The sequence below is a fragment of the Arthrobacter ruber genome (genome assembly GCF_002954225.1).
In the GTDB taxonomy this organism is placed as follows: Bacteria; Actinomycetota; Actinomycetes; order Actinomycetales; family Micrococcaceae; genus Arthrobacter_D; species Arthrobacter_D ruber.
Genome location: NZ_PPTH01000016.1, coordinates 66,297 through 90,762 on the forward strand (window position 1 = coordinate 66,297; position 24,466 = coordinate 90,762).

Below are 24,466 nucleotides of genomic sequence, written 5' to 3' on the forward strand. Positions count from 1 at the left end.
GTAAGCAGCCTGTCTAGCGATTTACCGCGCCAAGGCATAGGGTCGAAAAAGCAAGGTCGCTCAGGCTGACGGCCCGACCGGGGCGTCAGCCGGGTTGTCTACAAAGATGTGGAGGCTCGGTACGAATGCCCAGTAGTCGACGAACACGCACCCCCGTGAGAACCCGTCCGAGAGGCACCGTCCTGGCGGGCCTCGTCATGGGAACGCTGGTCATGAGCGGCTGCGGCCCCGCGGAGGCGGACAACACCCTCACCTGGTACATCAACCCGGACGCCGGCGGCCAGGCGGCCATCGCCGAGAAGTGCAGCGAGGAGTCCGGCGGCCGCTACAGCATCGAGACCTCGCTCCTCCCGAACGACGCCGCCTCGCAGCGTGAACAGCTCGCACGCCGCCTGGCTGCGAGCGACACCTCGCTCGACATCATGAGCCTCGATCCGCCCTTCATCCCCGAACTCGCCGAACCCGGCTTCCTGGCACCGGTGCCCGAGGACGTCGCCGAGGCCACCACGGAGAACGTCGTCGAGGGCGCCATCGCCGGGGCCACCTGGAAGGACGAGCTCGTCACCGTCCCGTTCTGGGCGAACACGCAGATCCTCTGGTACCGGAAATCCGTGGCGCAGGCGGCCGGGATCGACACGACGAATCCCGTGACCTGGGAGCAGGTCATGGAGGCGGCCCGCACCCAGGAGAAGACCCTCGGGGTGCAGGGCGCCCAGGCCGAATCGATGACGGTCTGGCTCAACGCCCTCATCGAATCCGCCGGCGGGTCGATCATCGTGGACCCCGAGGCCACGGCGGACACCGTCGAACTCGGACTGGACACCGACGCCGGCATCGCCGCAGCGGAGGTCATCTCCACGATCGGCAAGGACGGCCTCGGAGGCCCGGGGCTCCCCACGCAGGACGAGAACGCCTCCCTCATCGCCTTCCAGGGGGACACCGGATCCTTCATGGTGAACTGGCCGTTCGTCTACCCCGCCACCGTCGCCGCCGTCGAGGCGGGCACCCTCGACCAGGCGGTCCTCGACGACATCGGCTGGGGCATCTACCCGAGGATGTCGGAGGACCAGGAGGCGGCCCCGCCGCTCGGGGGCATCAACCTCGGCGTGGGAGCGGCGAGCGACAATCCCGAGCTCGCCTACGAGGCGATCGAGTGCATCGTCTCGGTCGAGAACCAGTCGGAGTACTTCGTGACCAACGGCAACCCGCCGGCGAACACCGAGGCCTACGAGGACCCCCGGATCGAGGAGTCCTTCCCCATGGCCGAGACCATCAGGGACTCCCTCCAGGTCGCGGCTCCCCGTCCGCAGACCCCGTTCTACAACGAGGTCTCCACCGGTATCCAGCAGCGCTGGGCGCCACCCGCCGCCGTCGACCCGGACAGCACGCCCGCGTCGTCGAGCGACTTCATCACATCGGTCCTCAGAGGGGAGCAACTCCTGTGACCTCCGCCATCCCAGCGAAGACGACGACGGCGTCACCCGCCGAAGCCGGCCCGCGCCTCGAGGCAGGCAGCGGCAACGGCAACCGCACCAAGACCGGCAGGGCACCGAAGCAGTACAGCGACCGCACGCGTGCGGAGCGGCGGCTCGGCTGGATCCTCGCCGGCCCGGCGTTCATCATCATGCTGCTCGTCACGCTGTACCCGATCCTGCAGGCCATCTACGAGTCGCTGTTCCGCTTCCGGCTGACGGCGCCCGACGAGCGGGCGTTCATCGGCCTCGAGAACTACCTCGTGATCCTGTCGGATCCGGTCTGGTGGTCAGGCCTGTGGACGACGGTCTTCATCACCGTCGTCACCGTCCTCGTGGAGCTCGTGCTCGGGTTCGCCCTCGCGCTCGTGATGCACAAGGCGCTCAAATCGGTCCGGGGGTTGCTGCGCACCGCGATCCTCGTGCCGTACGGCATCATCACGGTGGTCTCCGCGTTCGCCTGGTTCTACGCCTTCGACATCAACTCGGGCTACGTCAACAGCTGGTTCGCCTGGCTGCCGGGCATCGACGAGAACCTCAACTGGTTCGCCCAGGGCCCCACGGCCCTGTTCGTCATCATGGCCTCCGAGATCTGGAAGACCACGCCGTTCATCTCGCTGCTCCTCCTCGCCGGCCTCGCACAGGTTCCGGACGAGCTCAGCGAGGCGGCGAAGGTCGACGGCGCCACCTGGTGGGAGCAGATGCGCAAGGTCATCATCCCCAACATGAAGGCCGCGATCATGGTCGCCGTCCTGTTCAGGGCCCTCGACGCCTTCCGCATCTTCGACAACGTGTTCATCATGACCAACGGTGCCTACGGCACGGAAGTGCTCTCGCTGCTCGCCTACCGGCAGTCCATCAGCAGACTGGAGATCGGACTCGGCTCGGCCGTGTCCGTGCTCCTGTTCCTCTGCGTCCTGCTGATCTGCTTCGTGGCGATCAAGCTGTTCAAGGTCGATCTCGCCGGAACGCAGGGAGGAAAGTAATGACGAACACCAGCACCAGGAACAAGGTCCTCTGGGCGATCGCCACCATCCTCGTCCTCGTCTACGCGCTCTTCCCGGTGGCCTCGATCCTCGCCACGTCCTTCAAGTCCCCGAGCGACCTGACGAGCGGCAAGTTCCTCCCCTCGTCGGGCACGGCCACTACGAGCAACTACGAGCAGATCCTCGTGGGCGACGCCCAGGGACTGTTCCTCTCGGCCCTGCGCAACTCCATCGGCATCTCGCTCATCGCGACGTTCATCGCCGTGGTCCTCGCGACGCTGTGCGCCTACGCGATCGCCCGCCTGGACTTCCCCGGCAAGAAACTCATCCTGACCACGGCGCTGGCCGTGTCGATCTTCCCCGTCATCTCGATCGTGACCCCGCTGTTCAACCTGTGGCGCACCATCGGCCTGTACGACACGTGGCTGGGGCTCATCATCCCGTACCTGTCGCTCACGCTCCCCATCTCCATCTGGACCCTCGCCGCGTTCTTCCGGCAGATCCCCTGGGAACTGGAGCAGGCGGCCCAGGTGGACGGTGCGACGACGTGGCAGGCGTTCCGCAAGGCCATCGTCCCGCTCGCCCTGCCGGGGGTGTTCACGACGGCGATCATCGCGTTCTTCATCGCGTGGAACGACTTCGTGTACGGCATCTCGCTGACGTCCACCGAAGCGGCGCGCCCCGTGCCCGCCGCGCTGGCGTTCTTCACCGGGGCCTCGCAGTTCGAGTCCCCGACCGGAGCCATCTCGGCGGCCGCGATCATCGTCACGATCCCGGTGGTCCTCCTCGTCCTCCTCTTCCAACGCCAGATCGTCTCCGGCCTGACCTCGGGCGCCGTCAAGGGCTGACGGCCCTTCCCGGCGCGCTCAAGAAAAGGAATCGCACCATGGCTTCAATCACCCTCAACCACCTGGTCAAGAAGTACGGCGACGGCTTCCCCGCCGTCAACGACATCAGCATCGACATCGCGGACGGGGAGTTCATCATCCTCGTCGGCCCCTCGGGCTGCGGGAAGTCCACGCTGCTGCGCATGATCGTAGGCCTCGAGGACATCACGGACGGCGACCTGCTCATCGACGGCCAGCGCGTCAACGACAAGGCGCCCCGGGACCGCAACCTGGCGATGGTGTTCCAGAACTACGCCCTGTACCCGCACCTCACGGTGTACGAGAACATCGCCTTCCCCCTGCGCCTGGCCAAGGGCAAGCACTCAGAGGACCAGGTGAACAAGCTCGTCACCGAGGCCGCGGCGACCCTCGAGCTCACCGACCACCTGCAGCGCAAGCCCGCAAACCTCTCCGGCGGCCAGCGGCAGCGCGTCGCGATGGGTCGGGCCATCGTCCGTCAGGCGGACGCGTTCCTCTTCGACGAGCCCCTGTCCAACCTGGACGCCAAGCTGCGCGGGCAGATGCGGTCCGAGATCTCCCAGATGCAGCGGCGCCTCGGCGTCACCTCCGTCTACGTGACGCACGACCAGACCGAGGCCATGACCCTCGGCGACCGCGTGGCCGTGCTCAAGAAGGGCGAGCTGCAGCAGATCGCCTCTCCGCGGGAGCTGTACGAGCAGCCCGTGAACCTCTTCGTCGCAGGCTTCATCGGCTCGCCGTCGATGAACTTCCTGCCGGCGACCCTCGAGGGCACCACCCTCAGGACCGCGCTCGGGGACATCAGCATCCCGGAGGACAAGGCCCGCAAGGCGGCCGGCAAGCGGGTGGTCCTGGTGGGCGTCCGTCCGGAGTTCTTCGAGGACGCCAAGCTCGTGGAGGACAGCAAGCGCTCGCACGGCTCGACGTTCATGGCCACACTGACGCACACCGAGTGGCTGGGCAACGAGCAGTACGGGTACATCAACTTCGACCCGGCACCCGAGATGAGGGAGCTGCTCAACAGTCTCGCCCGCGACATGGATGCCGACGAGCTGCGCCCGCAGGTCGTGGTCACCCTGGACGCCGCGAGCCGCATCCGCGGCGGGCGGGAGGCGGAGATCTGGCTGGACACCCGGAAGCTCCACCTGTTCGACGCGGAGAGCGGCGAGAACCTCACGCGGGACGCGGAGGCCGGGGCGCAGCTGACGCGCGAGGCGGCGGAGGACCGCGCGGAGGAGATCACCACCGCCCAGCAGGCCGACCGCGACGGCGGCAGTGCCTTCGGCAGCAACGGCACCTCCGGCAATGGGACGTCGGCTTCCGGGAACGCCACCGTCGACGCCGGGGCCGGCCGTTCCGGGGGTGCGACAGCCGCGGGCGGCAAGCACGCGGCAGGCTGATCCGGTCCGTCCGGCCGCCCCTTCTGGGCAGCACCGCCAGCAGGACCGGCACCGGTTCAGGTGCCGGTCCTGCTGTGTAGTCTGACCCTATGGTCGAACACGACGGCGGCGCGCAGGTCGCCGACATCACCTCCGGTTACACCTTCGAGGGACCGACCCTGCATCTCGGGGCGGCCCTCGTGGACGGCGCACTGCACGCCGACGCGCAGGTGCGCCTGCCCCTCGCGATGATGAACCGCCACGGTCTGATCGCCGGAGCCACGGGCACCGGCAAGACCGTGACCCTGCAGGTCATGGCGGAGCAGTTGTCGGCCCATGGAGTGCCCGTCTTCCTGTCGGACATCAAGGGTGACCTCACGGGCCTCACCATGCCGGGGACAGCCTCCAACCGACTGACGAAGCGGACCGCGAGCGTCGGCCAGGAGTGGACACCCACCGGTTTCCCCGTGGAGTTCCTCACCCTCGGCGGTGGCGGGATCCCCGTCCGCGCCACCATCTCGTCCTTCGGCCCCCTCCTGCTCAGCCGCGTCCTGGACCTCAACGAGACCCAGGAATCGAGCCTGCAGCTCGTGTTCCACTACGCGGACAGGAACGGGCTGGAGCTCTACGACCTCGCCGACCTCCGCGCCGTCATCGGCTTCCTGACCTCGGACGAGGGCAAGGAGGCCCTCGACTCGCTCGGAGGTCTGTCCAGGGCGACGGCCGGTGTCATCCTGCGCGGACTCGTCACGCTCGAGGCGCAGGGCATGGACGCCTTCTTCGGCGAGCCCGAGTTCGACACCGCAGACCTCCTCCGCACCGCACCGGACGGCCGCGGTGTCATCACGGCGCTGGAACTCGTCGCCCTGCAGCAGAAGCCGCGGCTGTTCTCGACATTCCTGATGTGGCTGCTGGCCGACCTGTTCGCCGAGCTGCCCGAGATCGGCGACGCCGACAAACCCCGGCTCGTGTTCTTCCTCGACGAGGCGCACCTGCTCTTCACCGGCTCCTCGAAGGCCTTCCGCGAGTCCATCCAGACCACCGTCCGGCTCATCCGTTCCAAGGGCGTAGGGATCTTCTTCGTCACCCAGACCCCGAAGGACCTGCCCGGCGAGGTGCTCGGGCAGCTCGCCAACCGTGTCCAGCACGCGCTGCGCGCCTTCACGCCCGACGACGCCAAGGCCCTCCGCGCCACCGTCTCCACCTTCCCCACGAGCGCCTACGACCTGGAGGAGGTGCTGACCTCGGCCGGGATCGGTGAGGCCGTGGTCACCGTGATGAACGAGCACGGCGCCCCGACCCCCGTCGCGTGGACGCGGCTCCGCTCCCCCGAGTCCGTCATGGGCAGGGCGCCCGAGGGCACGGTGTCCGCAGTCGTCGCCTCCTCCCCCCTACTCCCCCGGTACGGCCAGGCCGTGGACAGCCACTCCGCGTTCGAGAAGCTGGGCGGCCGGACCGACGTCGCTCCCCCCACCGGCGCACCGGTCGCGGAGCGTTCGCGGGAGGAACGCGACGCCGAGGCCCGCCGCATCGAGGAGGAGATCCTCGGCGTACCGTCCCGTCCGGCACGGAGGCGTGACCGGCAGGAGAACCCCGGCGCCGCTGGGCGTCCCGCCGGCAGCACGGACGGACGGTACGACGACGTCCCCGCTCCCCGCCCTGAGGACCGTGCCGCTGAGTACGGGGCGGAGTACGGTACCGGCCGGACCACCGGCCAGCGCGGCCCGGGCAGGGACGAGATGGCGGATCTGGCCCTGAAGGCCGCCGGGGTGATCGGCAAGGAGCTGGCGCGCGGCCTCTTCGGCACCAAGCACCGCAAGCGCAGATGGTACTGAGGCTGCGGATTCCGGCTACCGCCGAGGACATTCCCCGATGGTCGTGATCGAGTTCGTCTCGGCGGCCCTGACGGCGCTGGGGGTGGGGCTGCTCCTCGCCGCGCTCGTCATCCGCCTGCTCTACGGGTCGTGGACCCGCACGCAGGCCATCACGTACGACCACGAGGGACATCCCTACCTGCGCTGGCACGACCACCGGTTCCGGATCGTCGAGGCCCTCTGGGCCAGCGGCATCCGGCGGCGGCAGCAGGCCCAGGGCCCGCCGCCGCCCCTCGCACCCGGCAGGGACGTCACGATCTTCTACCACGCCCGCAACCCCACCCGCTGGTCCCTGGAGGAGCCGTACGGAGGCACCCGGGTGGTCGCCGTCGTCGGGTTCGTGTGCGCCGTCGCCGGGGTGCTGCTGGGCTTCCTGCCGGGCTGACCGGGCGCACCCGGTACCGTGGAGGGGTGCGAACCACTCCCGTCGTGAAGGTGATCGCGGCCTGGCTGCTATGCGTCCTGGTGGTCGTGGCCGCGTTCCTCGCCACCGTGTCCTTCCTCAACGGGCGGCTCTACGGCCCCGAACACCAGGTGGGCCTGTACCTCGACGCGCTGCGCGAGGGCGATGGCGGGAAGGCGCTGGGCCTGCTCCACGCCTCCGTGCCCGAGGGTTCCGATCCAACCCTGCTCGACGGGGACGCCCTCCGGCGCGCGAGCGCACCCCTCGAGGACGCGACGGTCGGCGAGGCACGCAGGACAGCGCCCGACCGCGTCGAGGTGCCGGTGACCTACACGCTCGACGGCGCCGAGACCACCACCGTGTTCCCCCTCCAGCGCACCGGCACCGAGTGGGGACTGTTCGACGTGTGGGAGTTCGAGCGGACGGCGTTGCCGACCATCGAGGTCTCGGCGGCGAACAGCGTCCAGGCCGTGGTGAACGGCGTCGACGTCGGGCTCCCGGGCGGTGTCACAGCGCTCGCGTCCTTCTACCCGGCTGCGGTCACCGCGCAGTACCAGGGGAAGTACTTCGCGGCGCCCGAGCAGCACGCGGCGGTGACCGGACGCGAGACACCGCCACCCCTGGCCCTCGCCACCGAAGCCACGCCGGAGCTGACCCGCGCGGTGGACGAGCAGCTGCATACCTTCCTGGACGGCTGCGCGGAGCAGACCGTCTTCCAGCCCAGGAACTGCCCGTTCACCTATCCGACCGACGAGCGGCTGGCCGGCGACATCTCCTGGTCCATCGAGGAGTACCCGTCCGCGTCCATCCCACCCGGCGACGGCGGATGGCTCCTGGGGCCGCTGCGCGGAACGGCCCGCATCGACACGAGGCTCCAGGACTTCTTCTCCGGCGCCGTCCGGAACGTCTCCGAACCCGTCCCCTTCGAGTTCGACGCCGAGCTCACGGTGACCGGGGACGCCATCACCGTCACGCCCGTGGTGCGCTACTAGTCCCCGCGGCGCTGGCCGAGGGCCCCGATACTGCCCGGTTCCGCGTCAGGATCAGGTCCTGGCCCGCGCCCCGCGTCAGGGGATGAGACGCTCGGCCCGGTAGCGGTCGAACAGTGTGAAGAAGGCATCCGGGGTCCTCCGGTATCCGGTGAAACCGGCCACGCGGCTCTTGCCCATGTCGGTGACCACCTCGATGTCCCGTCCGAGGTCGCCGTCGGTGTGCCACCAGGAGGCCATCCTGTCCAGCCGGGGCTCGGAGAGCCCGTGGCGCCGTGCGATCCCGGCCCACTGTTCCTCCCGTCCTGCCATGGCCTGCTCGAGCGGCCGCGGCGCTCCGGCGTACCCCTCCCAGACGACACCGAAGTAGTCGGCCAGCTGCGGCCACATCCAGCGCCACCGGAACATGTCACCGTTGACGATGTTGAAGGCCTCGTCGGCGGCGGCGGGCGTGGTACCGGCCCACAGCATGTGCTCGGCGAGGAGCCCGGCATCGGTCATGTCAGTCAGCCCGTTCCACTGGCTCTCGGACCCGGGGAAGACGAACGGCTCCCCCGCCTCCCGGCAGAGGGTGGCCTGCGTGGCGAGCGTGAGCCCCATGTTCATGGCGTTGCCCACCGCGTGGCCGATCACCGTGTGGGCGCGGTGGACCGACCATGTGAAGCCCTGCTCGGCCGCCGCCGCGAACAGCTCGTCCTCCTGCGCGTAGTAGAAGTTCCGGACCGGCAGGCGCGGTTCCTCCTCGTGGAACGGCGTATCCGCCATCTCCCCGGCGGCGTACGCCTCGAACGGGCCCAGGTAGTGCTTGAGCCCGGTCATGAGGGCCACGTGGGCCACGTCCTTGCCGCGGAGGGCGAGCAGCAGGTCGCGCAGCATGCCGGCGTTGACCTCGATGTTCTCCTCCTCGGTGTCCCGGCGGGACCAGGCGGTGAAGAAGACGTGGGTCGGGTGTTCCGGCGCGAGGACGGCGGCGAGCGCCTCCGCCGATGTCAGGTCCGCGGACAGCCAGCGGACGCCGTCGCGCTCGGCACCGGGCCTGCGGGACAGCGCCAGGACCTGCCACCCCTCCGCGGTGAGCCTGTCGACGAGCGCCGAACCGGCGATGCCGGTGGCTCCCACCACGAGGGCCGTCCCCTGGTCCTGTGCTGCTGCTCCGTCGTCGATCGTCATGGTGCGCTCCTCGTCGTGATGCTGCCGACCGTCCGTCGGCGAAGTCCGTGCCGGGGTGGGACCCGGACCGTCAGTCGAGGCCGCGCAGGTCCAGCGTCAGGGCGGTGTCGCCGTCGGCCGTCACGGACACCGGGATGCCCCAGTCCTGCTGGTACAGGTGGCAGGCCGCGTGGTCGGGGATCTCCCCGCCCGGCTCGCCGTCGCAGGACGCCGCCCGCGCGGTGATGTGCAGGACGCCGTCGCCCGCCTCCGGGGACAGGACGAGCTCCCGGGTCAGGCCCGTGGACGTGCCGCCGCCGGACACGAGCAGGGACTCCGGGGAGGCGCTGATCTTCAGCTGGGTGGGATCACCCCAGCGGTCGTCGAGCTTCTGGCCCTTGGGCGCGGTGAAGCGGACGGTCAGCCCGATGGGCCCCGCGGCCATGGGTGTCTTGGGCCGCTGGGTCTGTGACGCACCCTCGTCGACGGCGAGGGCCTCCTTGGGCAGCGGGACGCGGACGAGCTGGTGCCGGTTCGTCTCGACGACGATCAGCAGCGGGTCGCCGCCGTCGGCCACGGGCGTCATGTCAACCAGGACGTCCGACGGCTCGGACAGGCCGCGCAGCAGCGTGGACACCTGGCGGGTGGCCGGGTCGTAGCGGCGGACGGCACCGTTGTAGGTGTCGGCGACGGCGATGGAGCCGTCGGGCAGGGCCGTGACACCGAGCGGGTGCTGCAGGCGCGCCTGGTCGGCGTCGCCGTCACGGAACCCGAAGTCGAAGAGACCGGTCCCGATGGCCGTCTGCACCTGCACCCGGCTGCGCCCGTTGACCTCGAGGAAGGACAGGAGCCGCACGGAGGACGTCTCGGAGTCCGCGACCCAGATGGTGCCGTTGGCGTCCTCGGCGAGGCCGGAGGACTGGGCGAACCAGGCCGTCGAGGCGTCGCCGTCGAGCAGTCCCTCGAGGCCCGTGCCGGCGAGCACCTCGACCGCGTGGCTGCGGGGGTCGTAGGTGAAGATCTGATGGGTGCCGGCCATGGCGATGACCACGCGGTCCAGCACCGTGGAGTAGAGCACGTCCCACGGCGAGGAGAGCGACACGTTGAGGGCATCGGTGCCGAGCCGGGTCTCCGTCAGGCGCGGGGTCTCGCTCTCGGCGCCCACCTCGTGCGCGTTCTCCTGCCGTCCGGTCTTGGTGTGGTTCCCGGCGTCGAGGAGGCGCTGCGTGCCGTTGCCGGCGAGGGTACGCACCTCCCCCGCGGCGAGGTCCACTCCGCGCAGGCGGTGGTTCACGGAGTCGGCGACGACGACGTCGTACCCCACCTCCGCGGCCAGTGCGGCCGGCAGGAGCGCGACGCCCTGGGGCTCGTTGAACTCGGCCTCGTCGGCGCCGCCGTCGCGGAAGCCCTTCGTACCCGAACCGATGGTGCGGCGCACGGTGACGAGGTCCGCCTCGAGCTCCACAAGCCGGTGGTGTCCGGTGTCGCCGACGAGGAAGGTGCCCGTCGCCGGCAGCGCGAGGAGCTTGCCCGGGAACTTGAGGTCCCCTGCGGTGCTCTCGGCCGGGACATAGGGCCCGTCTCCGCGGTGCAGCGTGCCCTTGGCCTCGTGCTCGGCGACGAGTTCCTCGACGAGCGACGTGAGCCCCGCGGCGTGGCCCTCACCGGAGAGGTGCGCAACGATGTAGCCCTCGGGATCGATGACCACGAGCGTGGGCCAGGCACGCGCCGTGTAGGCCTGCCAGGTGCTGAGCTCGGGGTCGTCGAGGACGGGGTGGTGGATGTCGTAGCGCTCGACGGCGGCCGCGAGGGCCACGGGGTCGGCCTCGTGCTCGAACTTCGGGGAGTGCACGCCGACCGTGACCAGGACGTCCGAGTACTGCTCCTCGAGGGGTCGCAGCTCGTCGAGGACGTGCAGGCAATTGATGCAGCAGAAGGTCCAGAAATCGAGGATGACGATCTTCCCGCGCAGGTCCTCGAGCTGCAGCTGCCTGCCGCCGGTGTTGAGCCAGTTGCGGCCGGTCAGGGCTGAACCGCGCACGCGGTAGCCGGTGCGCACGGTGGTCTCGGTCATTCGGTCTCCCCTGCAGGGTCTCCTGCGGTCGTGGTGGCTCGCGCCGGGGACTGCTGCGCAGGACGGCGTGGGTCGCGCGCAGCGAGGTCGGCGAACATGCTGTTGTAAGCCGTGAGGTCGGCGTCGTTATTCCTGTCCGCCGCGCGGTCCTTGCGCTTCGTCTCCCGGGCGTCCGAGCGCGACCACATGACGGCCACACCGATGGCGAGCAGGAGCGTGGGCAGCTCCCCGACGCCCCAGGTGACGGCGCCGCCCACCTGCTGGTCCGCCAGGGCGGAGGCGCCCCATTCGCGTCCCATGTTGCCGAACCAGGACGCCTCGAGCAGCGACGTGGACCCCATGAGCGTCACACCGAAGAAGGCGTGGAAGGCCATGGTCGCGAACAGGAGCAGGATGCGCAGCGGGTAGGGCGCGCGCAGTGGTACGGGGTCCGTGCCGATCATCGAGAGCACGAAGACGTACCCGGTGAGGAGGAAGTGCGTGATCATGAGCTCGTGGCCCACGTGCTCGCGCAGGGCGAACCCGAACAGCGGTGAGTAGTAGAACACGATGATGGAGGCCACGAAGTTGCCGGCCGCGAAGAGCGGGTGCGTGATGATCCTGGATGGCCGGGAGTGCACGATCACGAGGATCCACTCGCGGATGCCACGTGTTCCGTCGCGCCGTGCGCTGAGCGCCTTGAGTGCCAGGGTGACGGGTGCGCCGAGGACGAGGAACAGCGGCACCACCATGGTCAGGGCCATGTGGTCGATCATGTGGGCGCTGAACAGCACCATGCCGTAGATGGCGGGGGCGCCGGAGGTGAAGTAGGTCAGCAGCGCCAGACCCACGAGCCAGCAGATGAGCTTCAGGGGGGACCACGAGTCGCCGCGGCGGTGCAGCTTCACCATGCCGAGGAGGTAGGCGGTGCCGAGGGTCACGGCGACGGTGATCCAGAGCCAGTCCGGCCGCCATTCGGTGAGCCAGCGGGCCGCGGTGGGCTCCGGCGGGAGGTCGTAGCCGGTCAGGATCCGGGCCGGTCCTGCCTCCGTCGGCAGCTCCTCGGCGCGCGGCGGCGCCGTGCGGCCCAGCGCGCCGGCCACGCCGGAGACCGCGGCCATGATCACGAGTTCCACGGTGATGAGCTGCCACAGCACGCGGCGGGCGGAGAGTTTCGATGCGGCGGTGCCCGCCGGGGCCTGGAGCTGCGGGATGATCCACTGCCGGTGCATCCAGCCGATCCCGCCCAGCAGCAGCGTCGCGATGGTCTTGAACGTGACGAGCAGGCCCCACTGCGAGCTGAGCTGCGCCAGGTCCGTGATCCGGAGGCTGGCGTTCACCACGCCGGAGGCCACCACGAGCAGGAAGGCGAAGCCGGCCAGGGCCGAGAAGCGCTTGAGGACCGCCAGCGCCTGATCGCCCAGCGTGCCGCTGACGACGGCGAGGGAGACGATGCCGCCCACCCACAGGCAGACCCCCACCAGGTGGAGAGCGATCGAATTGACCGCCGCATTGTGGTCGTCGCCGCTCGCGGAGTGGCCGATCAGTGCCATGGGCAGCAGGTTCAGGAGGGCGAGCACCATGGCCAGCGCCAGTCCGGTCTGCGAGCGCACCCCGAACAGGACGGTGGCCAGGACCGCGGAGACGATCGACGTCACGAGCCAGGCGCGCCCCGTGGAGAAGTCGGTGAGGAAGGCGGCGAGCCCCTGCGTGTAGGCGGGGTCGGTGCTGAGCGGGAGCCCTGCGGCGTCGGAATAGGTGAAGACCATGACACCGAGCGCACCGAGCGTCCAGACGACCGCGGAGACGGAGGCGAGGAGCATCACGCGGGTGAAGGCCGGGTGCTCGGCGGCGCCGTCGCGGGGCTTGCGCCCCCCGGTGCCGATCTGCCGTGGCAGCATGACGACGGCGAAGACCAGGGCGCCGATGGTGGAGGCCGCTGCGGTGTTGTTGAGCACCTTCGCCACGGGCAGGCCCCACCGGGTCAGGGCGCCGGGATCCCCGAGCTGGCGGGCTGCCGCGGCTCCCGAGAAGAACAGGGCCACCACGAGGGCGGCGAGGACGGCGACGCCGGCGAGGATCAGCCAGGTGGGGCCGATCGCGCGCTCGGAGGAGACGCCGGCACGCGTCTCGCGCGGGTACTTCGCAGTGGTCGACACGTACACCATTCTCTACCCGCAGTAGAAATAGGGCCAATCTCCGCGTGTCCGGCCCTCCGGACGAGGCATGGGCACATGGACGACGGAGGGCCGCTGCCTTCCCGGCAGCGGCCCTCCGATGATCCGCGAACTACTTGGCGGACGCCTTCAGCTTCGATCCGGCGGTCAGCTTGACGCTGTGGCCGGCTGCGATCTGGATGGTCTCGCCGGTCTGGGGGTTGCGGCCGGTGCGCGCTGCGCGGCTGGTGCGCTCGACGGCGAGCCAGCCGGGGATGGTGATCTTCTCATCCTTGGCGATGGACTCGGCGAAGACGTCGAACAGCGCGTCGAGGACGCTGTTGACTGCGGCCTGGCTGGTGTCAGCCTTCGCTGCTACCTCGGAGACAAGTTCACTACGGTTCTTAGCCAATTTAGGTCCTCCTGGACGTACTCTTCGGAACGAGCTTTCCGCGGTATTCGAAAAGCCTCTGTTCGGAAACCTATCAGCTTGCGTGCCGTGTTCCGCGTGTTTACGCGGCTTTTCGGCCCGAACACGGCAATTTCGGGCCCGTTTCGGCCTCTTCGGGGTCCGTGCGACCACCGGAGAACGCAGAAGCCGGCAACCCGAGGGTTGCCGGCTTCCGACGTGCCGTGCAGAAGGCGCTGAGCGCCGGAGGCTGTTACCAGCTCGACTTCGTCACGCCGGGCAGCTCGCCCCGGTGTGCCATGTCACGGAAGCGGACACGCGAGATGCCGAACTTCTGGAGGGTGCCACGGGGGCGCCCGTCGATCTGGTCGCGGTTGCGCAGGCGCACCGGCGAGGCGTTGCGGGGAAGCTTCTGCAGGCCGAGGCGTGCCGCTTCGCGTGCTTCGTCGGTCGCGTTCTCGTCGACGAGGGTCTTCTTGAGCTCGAGGCGCTTGGCCGCGTAGCGCTCGACGATGACCTTGCGCTGCTCGTTGCGAGCAATCTTTGACTTCTTGGCCATGGTTTAGCGCTCCTCTCGGAATTCGACGTGCTTGCGGATCTTGGGGTCGTACTTCATCAGGACCATGCGGTCCGGATCGTTACGACGGTTCTTGCGCGTCACGTAGGTGTAGCCCGTGCCTGCGGTGGACTTCAGCTTGATGATCGGACGTACGTCCTTGTCCTTTGCCATTAGAGCTTCACTCCCCTCGCGAGGATCGACGCGACGACAGCGTCGATGCCGCGGACGTCGATCGTCTTGATGCCGCGGGCAGAGACCTGCAGCGTCACGTTGCGGCGCAGGGAAGGCACATAGTAGCGCTTCTTCTGAATGTTGGGGTCGAACCGGCGCTTGTTGCGGCGGTGCGAGTGCGAAATGCTGTGTCCAAAGCCGGGCTCGGCTCCGGTCACTTGGCAGTGGGCTGCCATAACTCTCCTCCAGATTAGATGAACGTGACGGAATCACTTGTTGGGCGTCCCGCCACCAGTAATGACACCGTTATTACTGCAGCTTTCCGGAGGTTGGCCTGGCAGGGTGAGAACCTGCCGAAGCGCCTCGCCGCGGGGAAGACGGTGAAGATCAGGCAGCACGACCTCACGGCCGATGCAGCCTGGAATTCCAGGTAGTCGCGGGTAGCAGGGCAGACTCCGTCCCGTCCGGAGAAGGGGCGGCGTCGGCCACAGCCAAACGCCCTACCATACTACCGGCAGGATCAGGCCTGGCCAAAACGGGTCAGTCGCGCATCCGGCCGTCCCGGTCGACGACGGCGGGGTCGTCCGGTCCCGCACCTTCGCACGCTCCGGACACGACGGCGTCCGAGTCGACGATCGCGTGCCGGACCACGGCTCCGGAGGTGACCCGCACCCGGTTCAGCAACACCGAGTCCTCGACCACGGCACCGGCCTCGACCGTGGTCCCGGAGCCGACGACGCTCCTGCGGACGGTGCCGCGCACCGTGGCTCCGGGTGCGATGAGCGCATCGGCCACGACGGCGCCGTCGCCGATGAACCCCGGGTTCAGTTGCGGGGGCTCGGTGAGGATGGGCCAGTGCGGATCTGCGAGGTCGAACCCCGTGCCGGCCAGGAGGTCGAGGTGGGCGCGGAGGTAGTTCACCGGCGTGCCGAGGTCGCGCCAGTACCCTTCGAGCCGGTGCTCCACCACGGTTCCCTTCTCCACGAGGCACGGTACCAGGTGGTGCCCGTAGTCGCCGAGTCCGTCCTCGGTGTCCTGCAGCCGTTCGAGCGTGTCGAGCAGCGCATCGGCCGTGTAGAGGAAGATCTCCGCGGCGACGATGCTCGTGGGCGGGTCCTCGGGCTTGTAGGCGAAGTCGGTGACCCGGCCGTCGTCGCCCACGGTCGCCACCCCGTGATGGGATGCGTCCCCGTCGAAGTCGACCGTGACCATGGTGAGGTCGGCGTCCGTGGCGAGATGGGTGTCGACGACGTCGCGGAAGTCCAGGCGGTACAGGTGGTCGGAGCTCAGCACCAGGACCAGGTCCGGCCCGAAATCCTTGATGAACGACGCCTGGCGGAGCAGGCCGTCCGCGTTCCCGTCGGCGAAGCCCTCGCCCTCGTTGCCGCTGAAGGGTGGCAGCACCAGCAGGCCCCCGCGCGTGCGGTCGAGGTCCCACGGGCGGCCGTTGCGGAGGTGGTCGTTGATGGTCTTCGGCTGGTACTGCTCCATGATCCACACATCGGAGATCCTGCTGTGCTGCAGGTTGGACAGGGCGATGTCGATCAACCTGTAGCTGCCGCCCAGGGGCATGGCCGGCTTGGCCCTGTGCTCGGTGAGGGCACCGAGCCGGCCTCCCGCACCGCCCGCCAGGACGATCGCGAGAACGCGCGGTTGATGCCCGAACTGTCCGTGCCGACCCATCTGCCGTCCTGTCCTGCCCGGGTCAGTGCCCGGTGCTGTAGGTGTGCTGCTTGGAGGATGCCGCTTCGGCCTGTTCGGGTGCACGGGCGGCGGACTCGGCCACGTCCTCACCGGCCACCTCGCCGTCGGACAGGATCCAGTGCGCGCTGTCCATGCCGCGGAGGATCTTGCGGCCCACCCGCTCGAGGTCGGCGACGTCCTGCGCGTCGAGCGGGTCGAAGACCGTGGCCCGCACCTGCGCCACGTGCGACACCGCGAGCCCGGTCAGCGTGTCGAAGCCCGCAGGAGTCAGGGCTGCCGTGGTCACGCGGCCGTCGGAGTCCGACGGGAGCCGGGAGACCCAGCCGCGTCCCTCGAGTTTCTTCACCACGTGGCTCAGGCGCGAGAGCGACGCCGTCGAGCGTGCCGCGAGCTCGCTCATGGGCAGGCGCCGGCCCTGCGACTCGGAGAGCATCGCCAGGACGTGGTAGTCGAACAGGGTGATGCGCGCCTCGCGGAACAGGTGCGCGTCGAGGCTCGCGGGGACCAGGGACGTCAGGGCATACAGGGCCAGCCATGCCCGCCGCTCGTCGGAGTCAAGCCACTGCGCCGCCATGGGCCCATTCTGGCACACGGGTTCCCGGGCGCCGCAGCGCCCGGGCCGGTGCCGGGCCGGTTTGCGGGAGCCCACCGGGTGCTGCTTCCCAGGGAGGTCGACGCCCCCGATGCGAGCCGCCCTGCGGTCCGGGATGTCCGAGGCATCGTCGGTGCTTCCCGGGGCGAGGGGCTGCCCGTCACCGGTGGATGATCTGCGACTCCGCCGGAACCTCGGAGCCCGCGGGGGTCCGGAAGGCCAGGGGCAGGCCCCGTGCGGTGGCCCAGTCGGTGCTGTCCGTGACCTGGAGGTGGACATGGGGCTGGGTGCTGTTTCCGGAGTTCCCGCATCCGCCGATGGGTTGGCCCGCAGCGACGTGCTCCCCCACCCGGACCTGGAGCGAGCCCCTGCGGAGATGGGCGATCAGTACGAACGGTCCGTCCCGGTCGATCGCGATGACCACGTGATTGCCCGCGATCGCGCCCGGCCCGTCCTGCAGTCGGCGCGCCTGGCCCGCCATGTAGGGCAGCAGTGCCAGCTGCGACCTCCGCGCCAGGTGGTCCTCCTCGCCGTCGTGCGCCGTGACGACGATGCCGGGATGCGGTGCAAGGACCGGGGCCCCGAAGCCGACGAACCCCTCGGCCGACTCCGAGGCGACGAGGGTTCGCCAGGTCCTGGCCGCTACGCGGCCCCGGGCGTCCACGGGGACGAGGTCGATGGCGTAGGTGGTGCCCATCAGGTGCGTCCCGTGGCTCGGCACCCGCCGTGCCGGGCTGTTCCGGGCGCGGAAGTGCCCCAGGAGCGGGTACTGCAGCACCACCGGAGGCACGGTCGCACCGGCACCCCCGTCAGTCATCGAACACGTTCCAGCAGATGTCGTTGCGCCGCCGCTGGTCCTCGAGGACGAGGTCCTCGAGGTGCTGGGGCAACCGGGCACGCTGCCAGTCGCGTTCGGTCCTGCCCGCTTCGTGGTGCCGTCCGGCCGGAGCTGCGGCGCGGGCGGCCTGGATGGCGTAGGCCGCGGCACCCAGGTCGTGCTCGGGGACATGGGCGACGCACGCGGCCTGCCCCGCGGCATAGGCGGCGAACCGAGGGGCGCCGCGGAGCGGCCGTGCTGCACCCATGGCGTGCCCGCCCGATGCCCTGCAGCTCATCATCGCGAGCTCGCCGCACGCCCAGGCCCGGGCTGCGTCGATCGCCCGGCGCGGCCGGGCATCGGCGGGCCGGACCTGCTCGAAGGAGGACAGGACGTGCTCGGCGCAGTCCGCGGACCACAGGGCGAGCGCCCGGTGGTCCGCGTCCGTCAGCGAGCCACCCCGCCTGATGGTCACCAGGCGGGGGTCCCGGGTACCCGGCAGGATCATGCGTCCTCCCGCGTGGAATGCGTCATGCCACCATCATGCGCGAGGACGTCGTCGTTCCCATGGATCGCCCGTCACGTGCGCCGAGACACGGCCCCCCGAGGCCCCGGACCGGGAGACCGGGCGAGGTCCCCATGGGAGAGCGGACTGCGGCCCCACGTCGTCGGAAACCTCAGGCGGTGACCGAGGCCCCGCGCGGGTGGACCGGTGTCGGGTACTTAGCGGTCAGCTCGTCACCCGACGAGACGCCGCGCAGCCGTCGTCCCACCCACGGCTTCAGGTACTCCCGCGCCCACTGGGCATCGGCCCGCAGCTGCTCGGTCCGCCTGAGGACGGGCCGGGCCTCGAGCTCGGGCAGGTCGATCCGATGGGATTCCTTCAGGGCCTCCAGCACCCGCGCGGCCATGAGCGTGTGCCCTGCCGTGGACATGTGCATCCGGTCCACGTCCCAGTAGCCCCAGTCCTGGAACTCGCGCAGTCGCCAGTAGTCGACGATCGTGGCCCCGCGCTTGTCCGCGATCTCGCGGACCCATTCGTTGTAGACGGCGGTGCGTCCGCGGGTCTTCCCGAAGACGGCGGAACCGGCTGCATCGAAGCCGGTGAAGAGCACCACGGCGGCGCCCGCCTCGCGGAGCCGCCCGATGCCGTCGTCGTAGTGCTTCATGAGGGCGTCGATGTCGATACGCGGCCGCAGGATGTCGTTGGCACCCGCGTAGACGGTGACAAGGGTCGGCTGCAGCACGAGGGCGGCGTCGATCTGCTCGTCGAGGATCTGGCGCATCTTCTTCCCGCGGATCGCGAGGTTCGCATAGCCCCAGGAGGGGTCAGCGAGGACGAGCTGCTCGGCGACGCGGTCGGCCCAGCCGCGCACACCGTTGGGGGACGCCGGATCCCAGTCACCCACCCCTTCGGTGAAGGAATCGCCGAGGGCCACGTATCGCTGGGGAAAGTTCACGTCCCAAAGATTACCCTCAGCGCCCGGGACCGCCGGGATAAGCTCGACGGAGCCATCCGTTGACACCCCGCACGAAGGACACCATGCCCACCGACGCTACAACCGAAGCGGCCCCCGACACCGTCACGGACGCGGGATCGGGCGGCCGTCGCGCCGCGCTCATCGTCAATCCCATCAAGGCCACCACCGTCGACGTCGAGAGCGCCGTCCGGCGCATCTCCGCCGAGGACGGCTGGGAGGAACCCCTCGTGATCGAGACCACCGCGGATGATCCCGGGCACGGCCAGGCGCGCGAGGCGCTCGCCGCCGGGGTGGACCTGGTGATCGCTGCCGGCGGGGACGGCACGGTCCGTTGCGTGGCCGAGGAGCTCGCGGGGAGCGGGACCATGATGGCCCTCGTCCCGCTGGGCACGGGCAACCTGCTGGCCCGCAACCTGGACATCGCCGTCGATGATCCCGACGCCGCCGTCGAGTCCGCGTTCCGCGGCACCGAGCGGACCATCGACGTCGTCCACGTCACCGTGGATCGCGCGCAGGACGCCCACGTGTTCCTGGTCATGGCGGGTATCGGCTACGACGCTGCGATCATGTCGGACACGCGCGACGACCTGAAGGACAAGGTGGGCTGGCTGGCCTACGTCGACGCCGGGATCAGGAACCTGCCCGGCAGGCCCTCGCGCACCACCATCTCCGTGAACGGGGGCAAGCCCTTCGAGCGCCGCCTGCGCAGCGTGATGGGCGGCAACTGCGGCAAGATCATGGGCGGCCTGGAGATCTTCCCGGGTGCCAGGATCGACGACGGCCTCATGGACCTCATGACGGTGGCGCCGAAGGGCAAGCTGGGGTGGCTGGCTGTCGCCGGCAAGCTGTTCACCCGCGGGAAGGGCAAGGACCCCTCGCTCGAGTACTTCCAGTGCAGGACGGCCGAGGTCACGCTGCGCGAACCGCTCGAGGTTCAGCTCGACGGCGATCCGCTCGGCAAGGCGACGCACATGGCCTTCGAGGTCAAGCCGGATTCGCTCCGACTCAGGATGCCGCTCGGCTACAAGGATCCGGCCGTCGTGAGCGAGCCGCTCCCCTGAGCCGCGTCGGCGCTCGTGACGCCCTCGTCTAGAGCCAGGGCTGCGGGTCGGCCTTCTCGTCGTCGACCAGGACCTCGAAGTGGAGGTGGCAGCCGGTGGAGTTGCCGGTGCTCCCCACGGCGCCGAGGAGCTGGCCGCGCTGCACCGTGGTGCCCGCCGGCACCTCGAGCACGCCCAGGTGGTTGTAGGTGGTCTTCAGTCCGTCGCCGTGGTCGATCACGATGCGCTGCCCTCCGCCGTGGGCGTGCCAGCCCGAGTCGACGACGGTCCCGGCGTCCGCCGCGTTCACCGGGGTACCGCAGGCGCTGGCGTAGTCGAGGCCCGTATGGAGCTCAGATCCGGAACCGCCCATGGGATCGACGCGGTACCCGAAGGTCGAGGCCAGCACGGGGTTCTCCACCGGTACTCTGAACGCCGTGCGTTCCTTCGCCGCCGGTGTGAGGGAGCCCGAGAGGGCCCGCGCGTCGGCGATGCTCGGCGCGATGCCCTCGGTTGCAGGACCGGCGGTCTCCAGCCCGAAGTCCACCGTGACGTTCGCGGGCGCGGTGACGGCCTGTGCGACGCCGGTGGCAACTGTCACCTCGGCCCCGTCCGCTGGGGTGGACGTGGCCGACGGCGCGACGGCGCCCATCAGCAGGCCGGCCGAGGCGAGCACGATGCCCGCGGTGGCCGCGTTGTCCCGCAGGCGCACGAACGGCGTCGGACGGCCGGCTACCCGGTGGACGGCCGAGGGATGCGCCGCCGGTCGCCACCGCATCCGGGGCCGGGGCCGCACGGCGGCGGGGCGGGCACTGCGGCGCGACGGCAGGGCGGCGGCCGCCTCGGCGACGGCGCCCGATGTGGGCCGGGCGATGGTACGGTCCGTACGCGCGTGGTCCGTGCGGAGCGCGCGACGGCCCGGAGGAGGGGTCTGTGCAGAGCGGCGCGGGGCCGGAGGGGTATGCTGCGCGCGATCGTCGGACGCGCGGCGGCGCCCGGACATGACCGTCTGGGTCAACTGACTACCTCTTTCTCGACGCCTGCGTCGTCGGCCGTCGGACTCGAGCGGAAGTCGGCGAGCCCCGTCGGCGCAGCCGTGATCGCGGGAGGACCGCGGGATGGGCAGAGCGGATGGACCCTGCGAGGCACTACCGGCGAGGCAACTGGTGCCGCCGGAACCTGGCTCCTCCACCCCTGTCACTGGGTTGTTCTGGCGGTCCGCTGACAGGGTCAGGCGTGCGGACCTGGATCGGATGAACGAGCGTCGACCGCTCAAACACTAGGCGACGGAATGCGGAGTTACAATTCCGTTATCCTGCCTGTGGATCAGATGTGCGACACTGCCTCCCGCTCCAGAAATCCTTCGGAATGCCCAGCGGGACCTGCGTCTCAGCCCGTCCGCGTCAGGACAGCTCGGCGCGCCCCTTGCGCCAGTAGCCCATGAAGGCGACCTGCTTTCGGTCCACGCCGACGTCACGGACGAGATAGCGGCGCAGCCCCCGCACCACGGCCGCCTCGCCTGCGATCCACGCGTAGAAGGGCTGGGTTCCGGGCGGGCGTCCGGGATTGACGCCGGACTGCACGATCGCCGTCTCGAGCAGCTGCGGGGTCTCCCAGAGGATCGCCCGGTCGATGTCGACCTCCTCGGGCTCGCTCCCGCCGCTGGCAGCACCGCGACCGGAGAGCGAGACCCAGCCCGGCACGCGGATGGCGTTCCGGACGGCCGCTTCGAGCAGTTCCCCGTGGGGGCGCTGCCCGCGGGCGAGCCAGGTGATGGTGACCGCGGAGCGCGTCCTGATGGGCTGGACGTCCTGCCCGTCCGGCACCTCGAGGATCGCGTGGCCGCTCATGTCCGCGGGGAGCGCCTCGAGGATGGCGCTGATCGCCGGCACGGCCGTCTCGTCGCCGGCGAGGAGCACGTGCTGGGCGAGTCCGGGGCTCCACTCGATGCCGCCGTAGGCTCCCGCCGTCGTGCACTGCGCGGCGGAGGAGTTGGGGCCGATGATGCACACGCGATCACCGGGCTGCGCTGCGGCGGCCCATTCGGAGGCAGGTCCGCCGCGGCCGTCGCCGTCGAGGTGCATCACGAAGTCCACGTCGATCTCCGGCTGCGGCCCGGTGCAGCGCGACTCGCGGACGGTGTAGGTGCGCATGGAACCGCGTTCCTCGGCGTCCATGCCGAGCCACAGCTGGTACCAGCTGGACGCGGCGCTGCCGCGCATCATCCCGGCGATGTCCGGGCACGCGCGTCCCGCCGTCGGGATGACGATCTTGATCCGGAGGTCCAGGGTGTCCCCCGCGACGCCGAAGGCCTCAAGGCACGCACCGCCGAAGGTGATGCGGCGGAAGTTCGCCGTGAGGTCCTGCACGGCGGTCACGACGACGTCGAACGCGAGCACCATGGGCTCGGTGTCGGCGGCGGTCCGCCGCGCGCTTCGCTGGGTCACGTCGGTCATGATGCCTCCATGCGTGCGGGAACGGTGTCCTGCGGATTGGGCCGGTAGCCCCGTGCCGCCTCGCGGACGGTCGGGGACGGGTCGGGCGGAACGGCTGCCGGGGCACCGTGGTGCCGGCCGACGGGGATCACCATCGGGGTGCGGGACACCGGGTCCTCGATGACGCGGCAGTCGAGGCCGAAGACCCCGGAGACCGTCTCCTCGGTGACCACGGTGGACGGCGCGCCCTCTGCGACGATGCGGCCCTCGCGCATCGCGATCAGGTGGTCGGCGTAGCGCGCTGCGAGGTTCAGGTCATGCAGCACCATGACGACGGTGGTCCCGGAGCGCCGGTTGAGATCGGTGATGAGGTCCAGCACCTCGATCTGGTGCGTGACATCGAGGAAGGTGGTGGGTTCGTCCAGCAGCAGGATCCCGGTCTGCTGGGCGAGGGCCATGGCGATCCATACGCGCTGGCGCTGCCCACCGCTGAGCTCGTCCACGGTGCGGTCCGCGAGGGCCAGCGTATCGGTGGCCTCCAGGGCGTCGGCCACGGCGCCGTCGTCCTCCGGCGTCCACTGACGGAACCAGCCCTGGTGCGGGTAACGGCCCCGGCCCACGAGATCGGCGACGCTGATGCCGTCGGGAGCGATCGGGGTCTGCGGGAGGAGTCCCAGCACGCGGGCCACTGCCTTCGTGGACTGCGTGGAGATGTCCGCGCCGTTGAGGACCACGGTGCCGGCGACGGGTCTGAGCAGACGTGCGAGCCCCCGCAGCAGCGTCGACTTGCCGCACGCATTGGCGCCGACGATCACCGTGACCTTGCCGGCGGGCAGCTGCACCGTGAGCCCGTCCACCACGGTGCGGTCGTCGTAGGCGAGGGTGAGCCCGGCGGCGGACAGCGTGTCCGGCGTCCTCGGGTCCATGGGCTGGACCATCATCAGCCTCCCTGGCCTGACCGGTTGGCGGTGGCGAGGAGCCACAGCAGGAACGGGGCGCCGAGGGCACCGGTGACGACGCCGACGGGCAGTGAGATCCCGGGGACGAGGTTCGCGGCGGCGAAATCCGCGGCGAGCACGATGACGGCACCCACCAGGGCCGCCATGGCGAGGGACGGCCGGTTGCCGAGCAGCCGGCGGGCGATCGGCCCGGACAGGAACGCGACGGAGGCCACGGGCCCGGCGGCGGCGGTGGCGACGGCGGCGAGGGCGACGGCGGTGGACAGAAGTCCCAGCCGCGACGCCTCGACGCGGACACCGAGGCCGGCGGCGGCGTCATCGCCCAGCTCGAGGCCCTGCAGGCTGCGCGAGAGGACGGCCGCGGCCGGGAGCAGCACCACGAGCGCGAGCGCCAGGACCGTCGCACGATCCCAGCTGCTGGAATTGAGGGACCCGCCGAGCCACAAGACGGCCTCGCTCGCCGTCCGCAGGTCCGTGCGCGTGATGAGGAAGCTCACGAGGGCGTGCAGCACCGCGGCGAAGCCGATCCCGACGAGGATGAGCCGGTAGCCCGCCACTCCCCCGCGCCGCGAGACGAGGTAGATCGCCGCGGCGACGGCCAGGGCTCCGGCGAGCGCCGAGAGGGACACCGCGGCACCCGCGGCCCCGAAGAGCACGATCGCCGTCACCGCGGACGCGCTCGCGCCGTAGCTGATGCCGATGATGTCCGGGCTCGCGAGCGGGTTGCGCAGCATCGTCTGGAACACCGAGCCCGCGATGCCGAAGGCGACCCCGATCAGCACGCCGATCACGGCCCGGGGCAGCTTGTTCTCCAGCACGATGAAACTGGCGCCGGGGATGTCGGCGCCGGCGAGGATGCGGAAGAAGTCGGGGACGGTGACGGTGTAGGAGCCGAGGAGGACGTTCACGGCGAACAGCACGACGACGACGGCTCCCGCCGCGGCCAGTCGCGTGCCAGTGCTCCGGCGGCGG

24 protein-coding genes are annotated in these 24,466 nt (G+C 70.2%); 8 read left to right on the plus strand and 16 right to left on the minus strand.

What is annotated here, in order from left to right; translation table 11 throughout:
- Positions 1 to 125: 125 nt before the first annotated feature.
- The 7 genes from CI785_RS08860 to CI785_RS08890 all read left to right on the plus strand — a co-directional run bounded on the left by CI785_RS08860 (position 126) and on the right by CI785_RS08890 (position 7,972).
- The gene (locus CI785_RS08860) at positions 126 to 1,445 is read left to right on the plus strand and encodes an extracellular solute-binding protein (RefSeq protein ID WP_105031743.1); all 1,320 of its coding nucleotides are present in this window, start codon (positions 126 to 128) and stop codon (positions 1,443 to 1,445) included.
- On the plus strand, positions 1,442 to 2,458 hold the full coding sequence (locus CI785_RS08865) for a carbohydrate ABC transporter permease (RefSeq protein WP_240615098.1): 1,017 nt from the start codon (positions 1,442 to 1,444) through the stop codon (positions 2,456 to 2,458). Before CI785_RS08860 ends, CI785_RS08865 begins: the two co-directional genes overlap by 4 nt.
- On the plus strand, positions 2,458 to 3,306 hold the full coding sequence (locus tag CI785_RS08870) for a carbohydrate ABC transporter permease (protein WP_105031744.1): 849 nt from the start codon (positions 2,458 to 2,460) through the stop codon (positions 3,304 to 3,306). The genes CI785_RS08865 and CI785_RS08870 overlap by 1 nt, the downstream gene beginning before the upstream one ends.
- 38 nt (positions 3,307 to 3,344) lie before the next feature.
- The gene (locus CI785_RS08875) at positions 3,345 to 4,724 is read left to right on the plus strand and encodes an ABC transporter ATP-binding protein (RefSeq protein WP_105031745.1); all 1,380 of its coding nucleotides are present in this window, start codon (positions 3,345 to 3,347) and stop codon (positions 4,722 to 4,724) included.
- Positions 4,725 to 4,813: 89 nt separating this feature from the next.
- Positions 4,814 to 6,538, plus strand: coding sequence for a helicase HerA-like domain-containing protein (locus CI785_RS08880; protein WP_105031746.1), 1,725 nt, complete (start codon positions 4,814 to 4,816; stop codon positions 6,536 to 6,538).
- Positions 6,539 to 6,575: 37 nt separating this feature from the next.
- Positions 6,576 to 6,962 carry a DUF3592 domain-containing protein gene (locus CI785_RS08885; RefSeq protein ID WP_105031747.1) on the plus strand — a complete coding sequence of 129 codons (387 nt, stop codon included), beginning with the start codon at positions 6,576 to 6,578 and terminating at the stop codon, positions 6,960 to 6,962.
- 26 nt (positions 6,963 to 6,988) lie between these two features.
- A complete protein-coding gene (locus CI785_RS08890; RefSeq protein WP_105031748.1) occupies positions 6,989 to 7,972 on the plus strand; it encodes a hypothetical protein in 984 nt (327 codons plus the stop codon).
- 75 nt (positions 7,973 to 8,047) lie between these two features.
- Here CI785_RS08890 and CI785_RS08895 read toward each other — a convergent pair whose 3' ends face one another.
- From CI785_RS08895 to CI785_RS08950, 12 genes are all read right to left on the minus strand, one after another.
- On the minus strand, positions 8,048 to 9,139 hold the full coding sequence (locus CI785_RS08895) for an SDR family oxidoreductase (protein ID WP_105031749.1): 1,092 nt from the start codon (positions 9,137 to 9,139) through the stop codon (positions 8,048 to 8,050).
- 70 nt (positions 9,140 to 9,209) lie between these two features.
- Complete coding sequence (locus CI785_RS08900) at positions 9,210 to 11,192, minus strand: NHL domain-containing thioredoxin family protein (protein ID WP_105031750.1); 1,983 nt, start codon at positions 11,190 to 11,192, stop codon at positions 9,210 to 9,212.
- Positions 11,189 to 13,330, minus strand: a complete 2,142-nt coding sequence (locus CI785_RS08905) for a bifunctional copper resistance protein CopD/cytochrome c oxidase assembly protein (RefSeq protein WP_420808223.1) — start codon at positions 13,328 to 13,330, stop codon at positions 11,189 to 11,191. Before CI785_RS08905 ends, CI785_RS08900 begins: the two co-directional genes overlap by 4 nt.
- Positions 13,331 to 13,460: 130 nt before the next feature.
- Positions 13,461 to 13,739, minus strand: a complete 279-nt coding sequence (locus CI785_RS08910) for an HU family DNA-binding protein (protein WP_104051767.1) — start codon at positions 13,737 to 13,739, stop codon at positions 13,461 to 13,463.
- A 250-nt stretch (positions 13,740 to 13,989) separates the two neighbouring features.
- On the minus strand, positions 13,990 to 14,295 hold the full coding sequence (rpsN, locus tag CI785_RS08915) for a 30S ribosomal protein S14 (RefSeq protein ID WP_026545363.1): 306 nt from the start codon (positions 14,293 to 14,295) through the stop codon (positions 13,990 to 13,992).
- A 3-nt stretch (positions 14,296 to 14,298) separates the two neighbouring features.
- Complete coding sequence (gene rpmG, locus CI785_RS08920; protein WP_019481734.1) at positions 14,299 to 14,466, minus strand: 50S ribosomal protein L33; 168 nt, start codon at positions 14,464 to 14,466, stop codon at positions 14,299 to 14,301.
- Entirely contained in the window at positions 14,466 to 14,702 is a 237-nt protein-coding gene (rpmB, locus tag CI785_RS08925; RefSeq protein WP_043441573.1) for a 50S ribosomal protein L28, read from the minus strand. Before rpmB ends, rpmG begins: the two co-directional genes overlap by 1 nt.
- Positions 14,703 to 15,006: 304 nt before the next feature.
- Positions 15,007 to 16,149: a glucose-1-phosphate adenylyltransferase family protein gene (locus CI785_RS08930; protein WP_105031752.1), complete on the minus strand. Its 1,143-nt coding sequence runs from the start codon at positions 16,147 to 16,149 to the stop codon at positions 15,007 to 15,009.
- 22 nt (positions 16,150 to 16,171) lie between these two features.
- Positions 16,172 to 16,744: a MarR family transcriptional regulator gene (locus CI785_RS08935; protein WP_105031753.1), complete on the minus strand. Its 573-nt coding sequence runs from the start codon at positions 16,742 to 16,744 to the stop codon at positions 16,172 to 16,174.
- A 178-nt stretch (positions 16,745 to 16,922) separates the two neighbouring features.
- Positions 16,923 to 17,579 carry a M23 family metallopeptidase gene (locus tag CI785_RS08940; RefSeq protein ID WP_105031754.1) on the minus strand — a complete coding sequence of 219 codons (657 nt, stop codon included), beginning with the start codon at positions 17,577 to 17,579 and terminating at the stop codon, positions 16,923 to 16,925.
- Positions 17,572 to 18,087 (minus strand): putative immunity protein, encoded by a 516-nt coding sequence (locus tag CI785_RS08945; RefSeq protein ID WP_105031755.1) that lies wholly within the window; start codon positions 18,085 to 18,087, stop codon positions 17,572 to 17,574. Before CI785_RS08945 ends, CI785_RS08940 begins: the two co-directional genes overlap by 8 nt.
- A 169-nt stretch (positions 18,088 to 18,256) precedes the next feature.
- Positions 18,257 to 19,039, minus strand: a complete 783-nt coding sequence (locus tag CI785_RS08950; protein ID WP_105031756.1) for an SGNH/GDSL hydrolase family protein — start codon at positions 19,037 to 19,039, stop codon at positions 18,257 to 18,259.
- An 83-nt stretch (positions 19,040 to 19,122) separates the two neighbouring features.
- Here CI785_RS08950 and CI785_RS08955 point away from each other — a divergent pair, with 83 nt between their 5' ends.
- Positions 19,123 to 20,121: a diacylglycerol/lipid kinase family protein gene (locus CI785_RS08955; RefSeq protein ID WP_105032128.1), complete on the plus strand. Its 999-nt coding sequence runs from the start codon at positions 19,123 to 19,125 to the stop codon at positions 20,119 to 20,121.
- Positions 20,122 to 20,149: 28 nt separating this feature from the next.
- Here CI785_RS08955 and CI785_RS08960 read toward each other — a convergent pair whose 3' ends face one another.
- From CI785_RS08960 to CI785_RS08975, 4 genes are all read right to left on the minus strand, one after another.
- Complete coding sequence (locus tag CI785_RS08960; RefSeq protein ID WP_240615099.1) at positions 20,150 to 21,118, minus strand: M23 family metallopeptidase; 969 nt, start codon at positions 21,116 to 21,118, stop codon at positions 20,150 to 20,152.
- 385 nt (positions 21,119 to 21,503) lie between these two features.
- Positions 21,504 to 22,556: a siderophore-interacting protein gene (locus CI785_RS08965; RefSeq protein WP_240615100.1), complete on the minus strand. Its 1,053-nt coding sequence runs from the start codon at positions 22,554 to 22,556 to the stop codon at positions 21,504 to 21,506.
- On the minus strand, positions 22,553 to 23,476 hold the full coding sequence (locus tag CI785_RS08970) for an ABC transporter ATP-binding protein (RefSeq protein WP_276308021.1): 924 nt from the start codon (positions 23,474 to 23,476) through the stop codon (positions 22,553 to 22,555). The genes CI785_RS08965 and CI785_RS08970 overlap by 4 nt, the downstream gene beginning before the upstream one ends.
- Positions 23,476 to 24,441 carry a FecCD family ABC transporter permease gene (locus tag CI785_RS08975; RefSeq protein ID WP_240615146.1) on the minus strand — a complete coding sequence of 322 codons (966 nt, stop codon included), beginning with the start codon at positions 24,439 to 24,441 and terminating at the stop codon, positions 23,476 to 23,478. The genes CI785_RS08970 and CI785_RS08975 overlap by 1 nt, the downstream gene beginning before the upstream one ends.
- Positions 24,442 to 24,466: the final 25 nt, after the last annotated feature.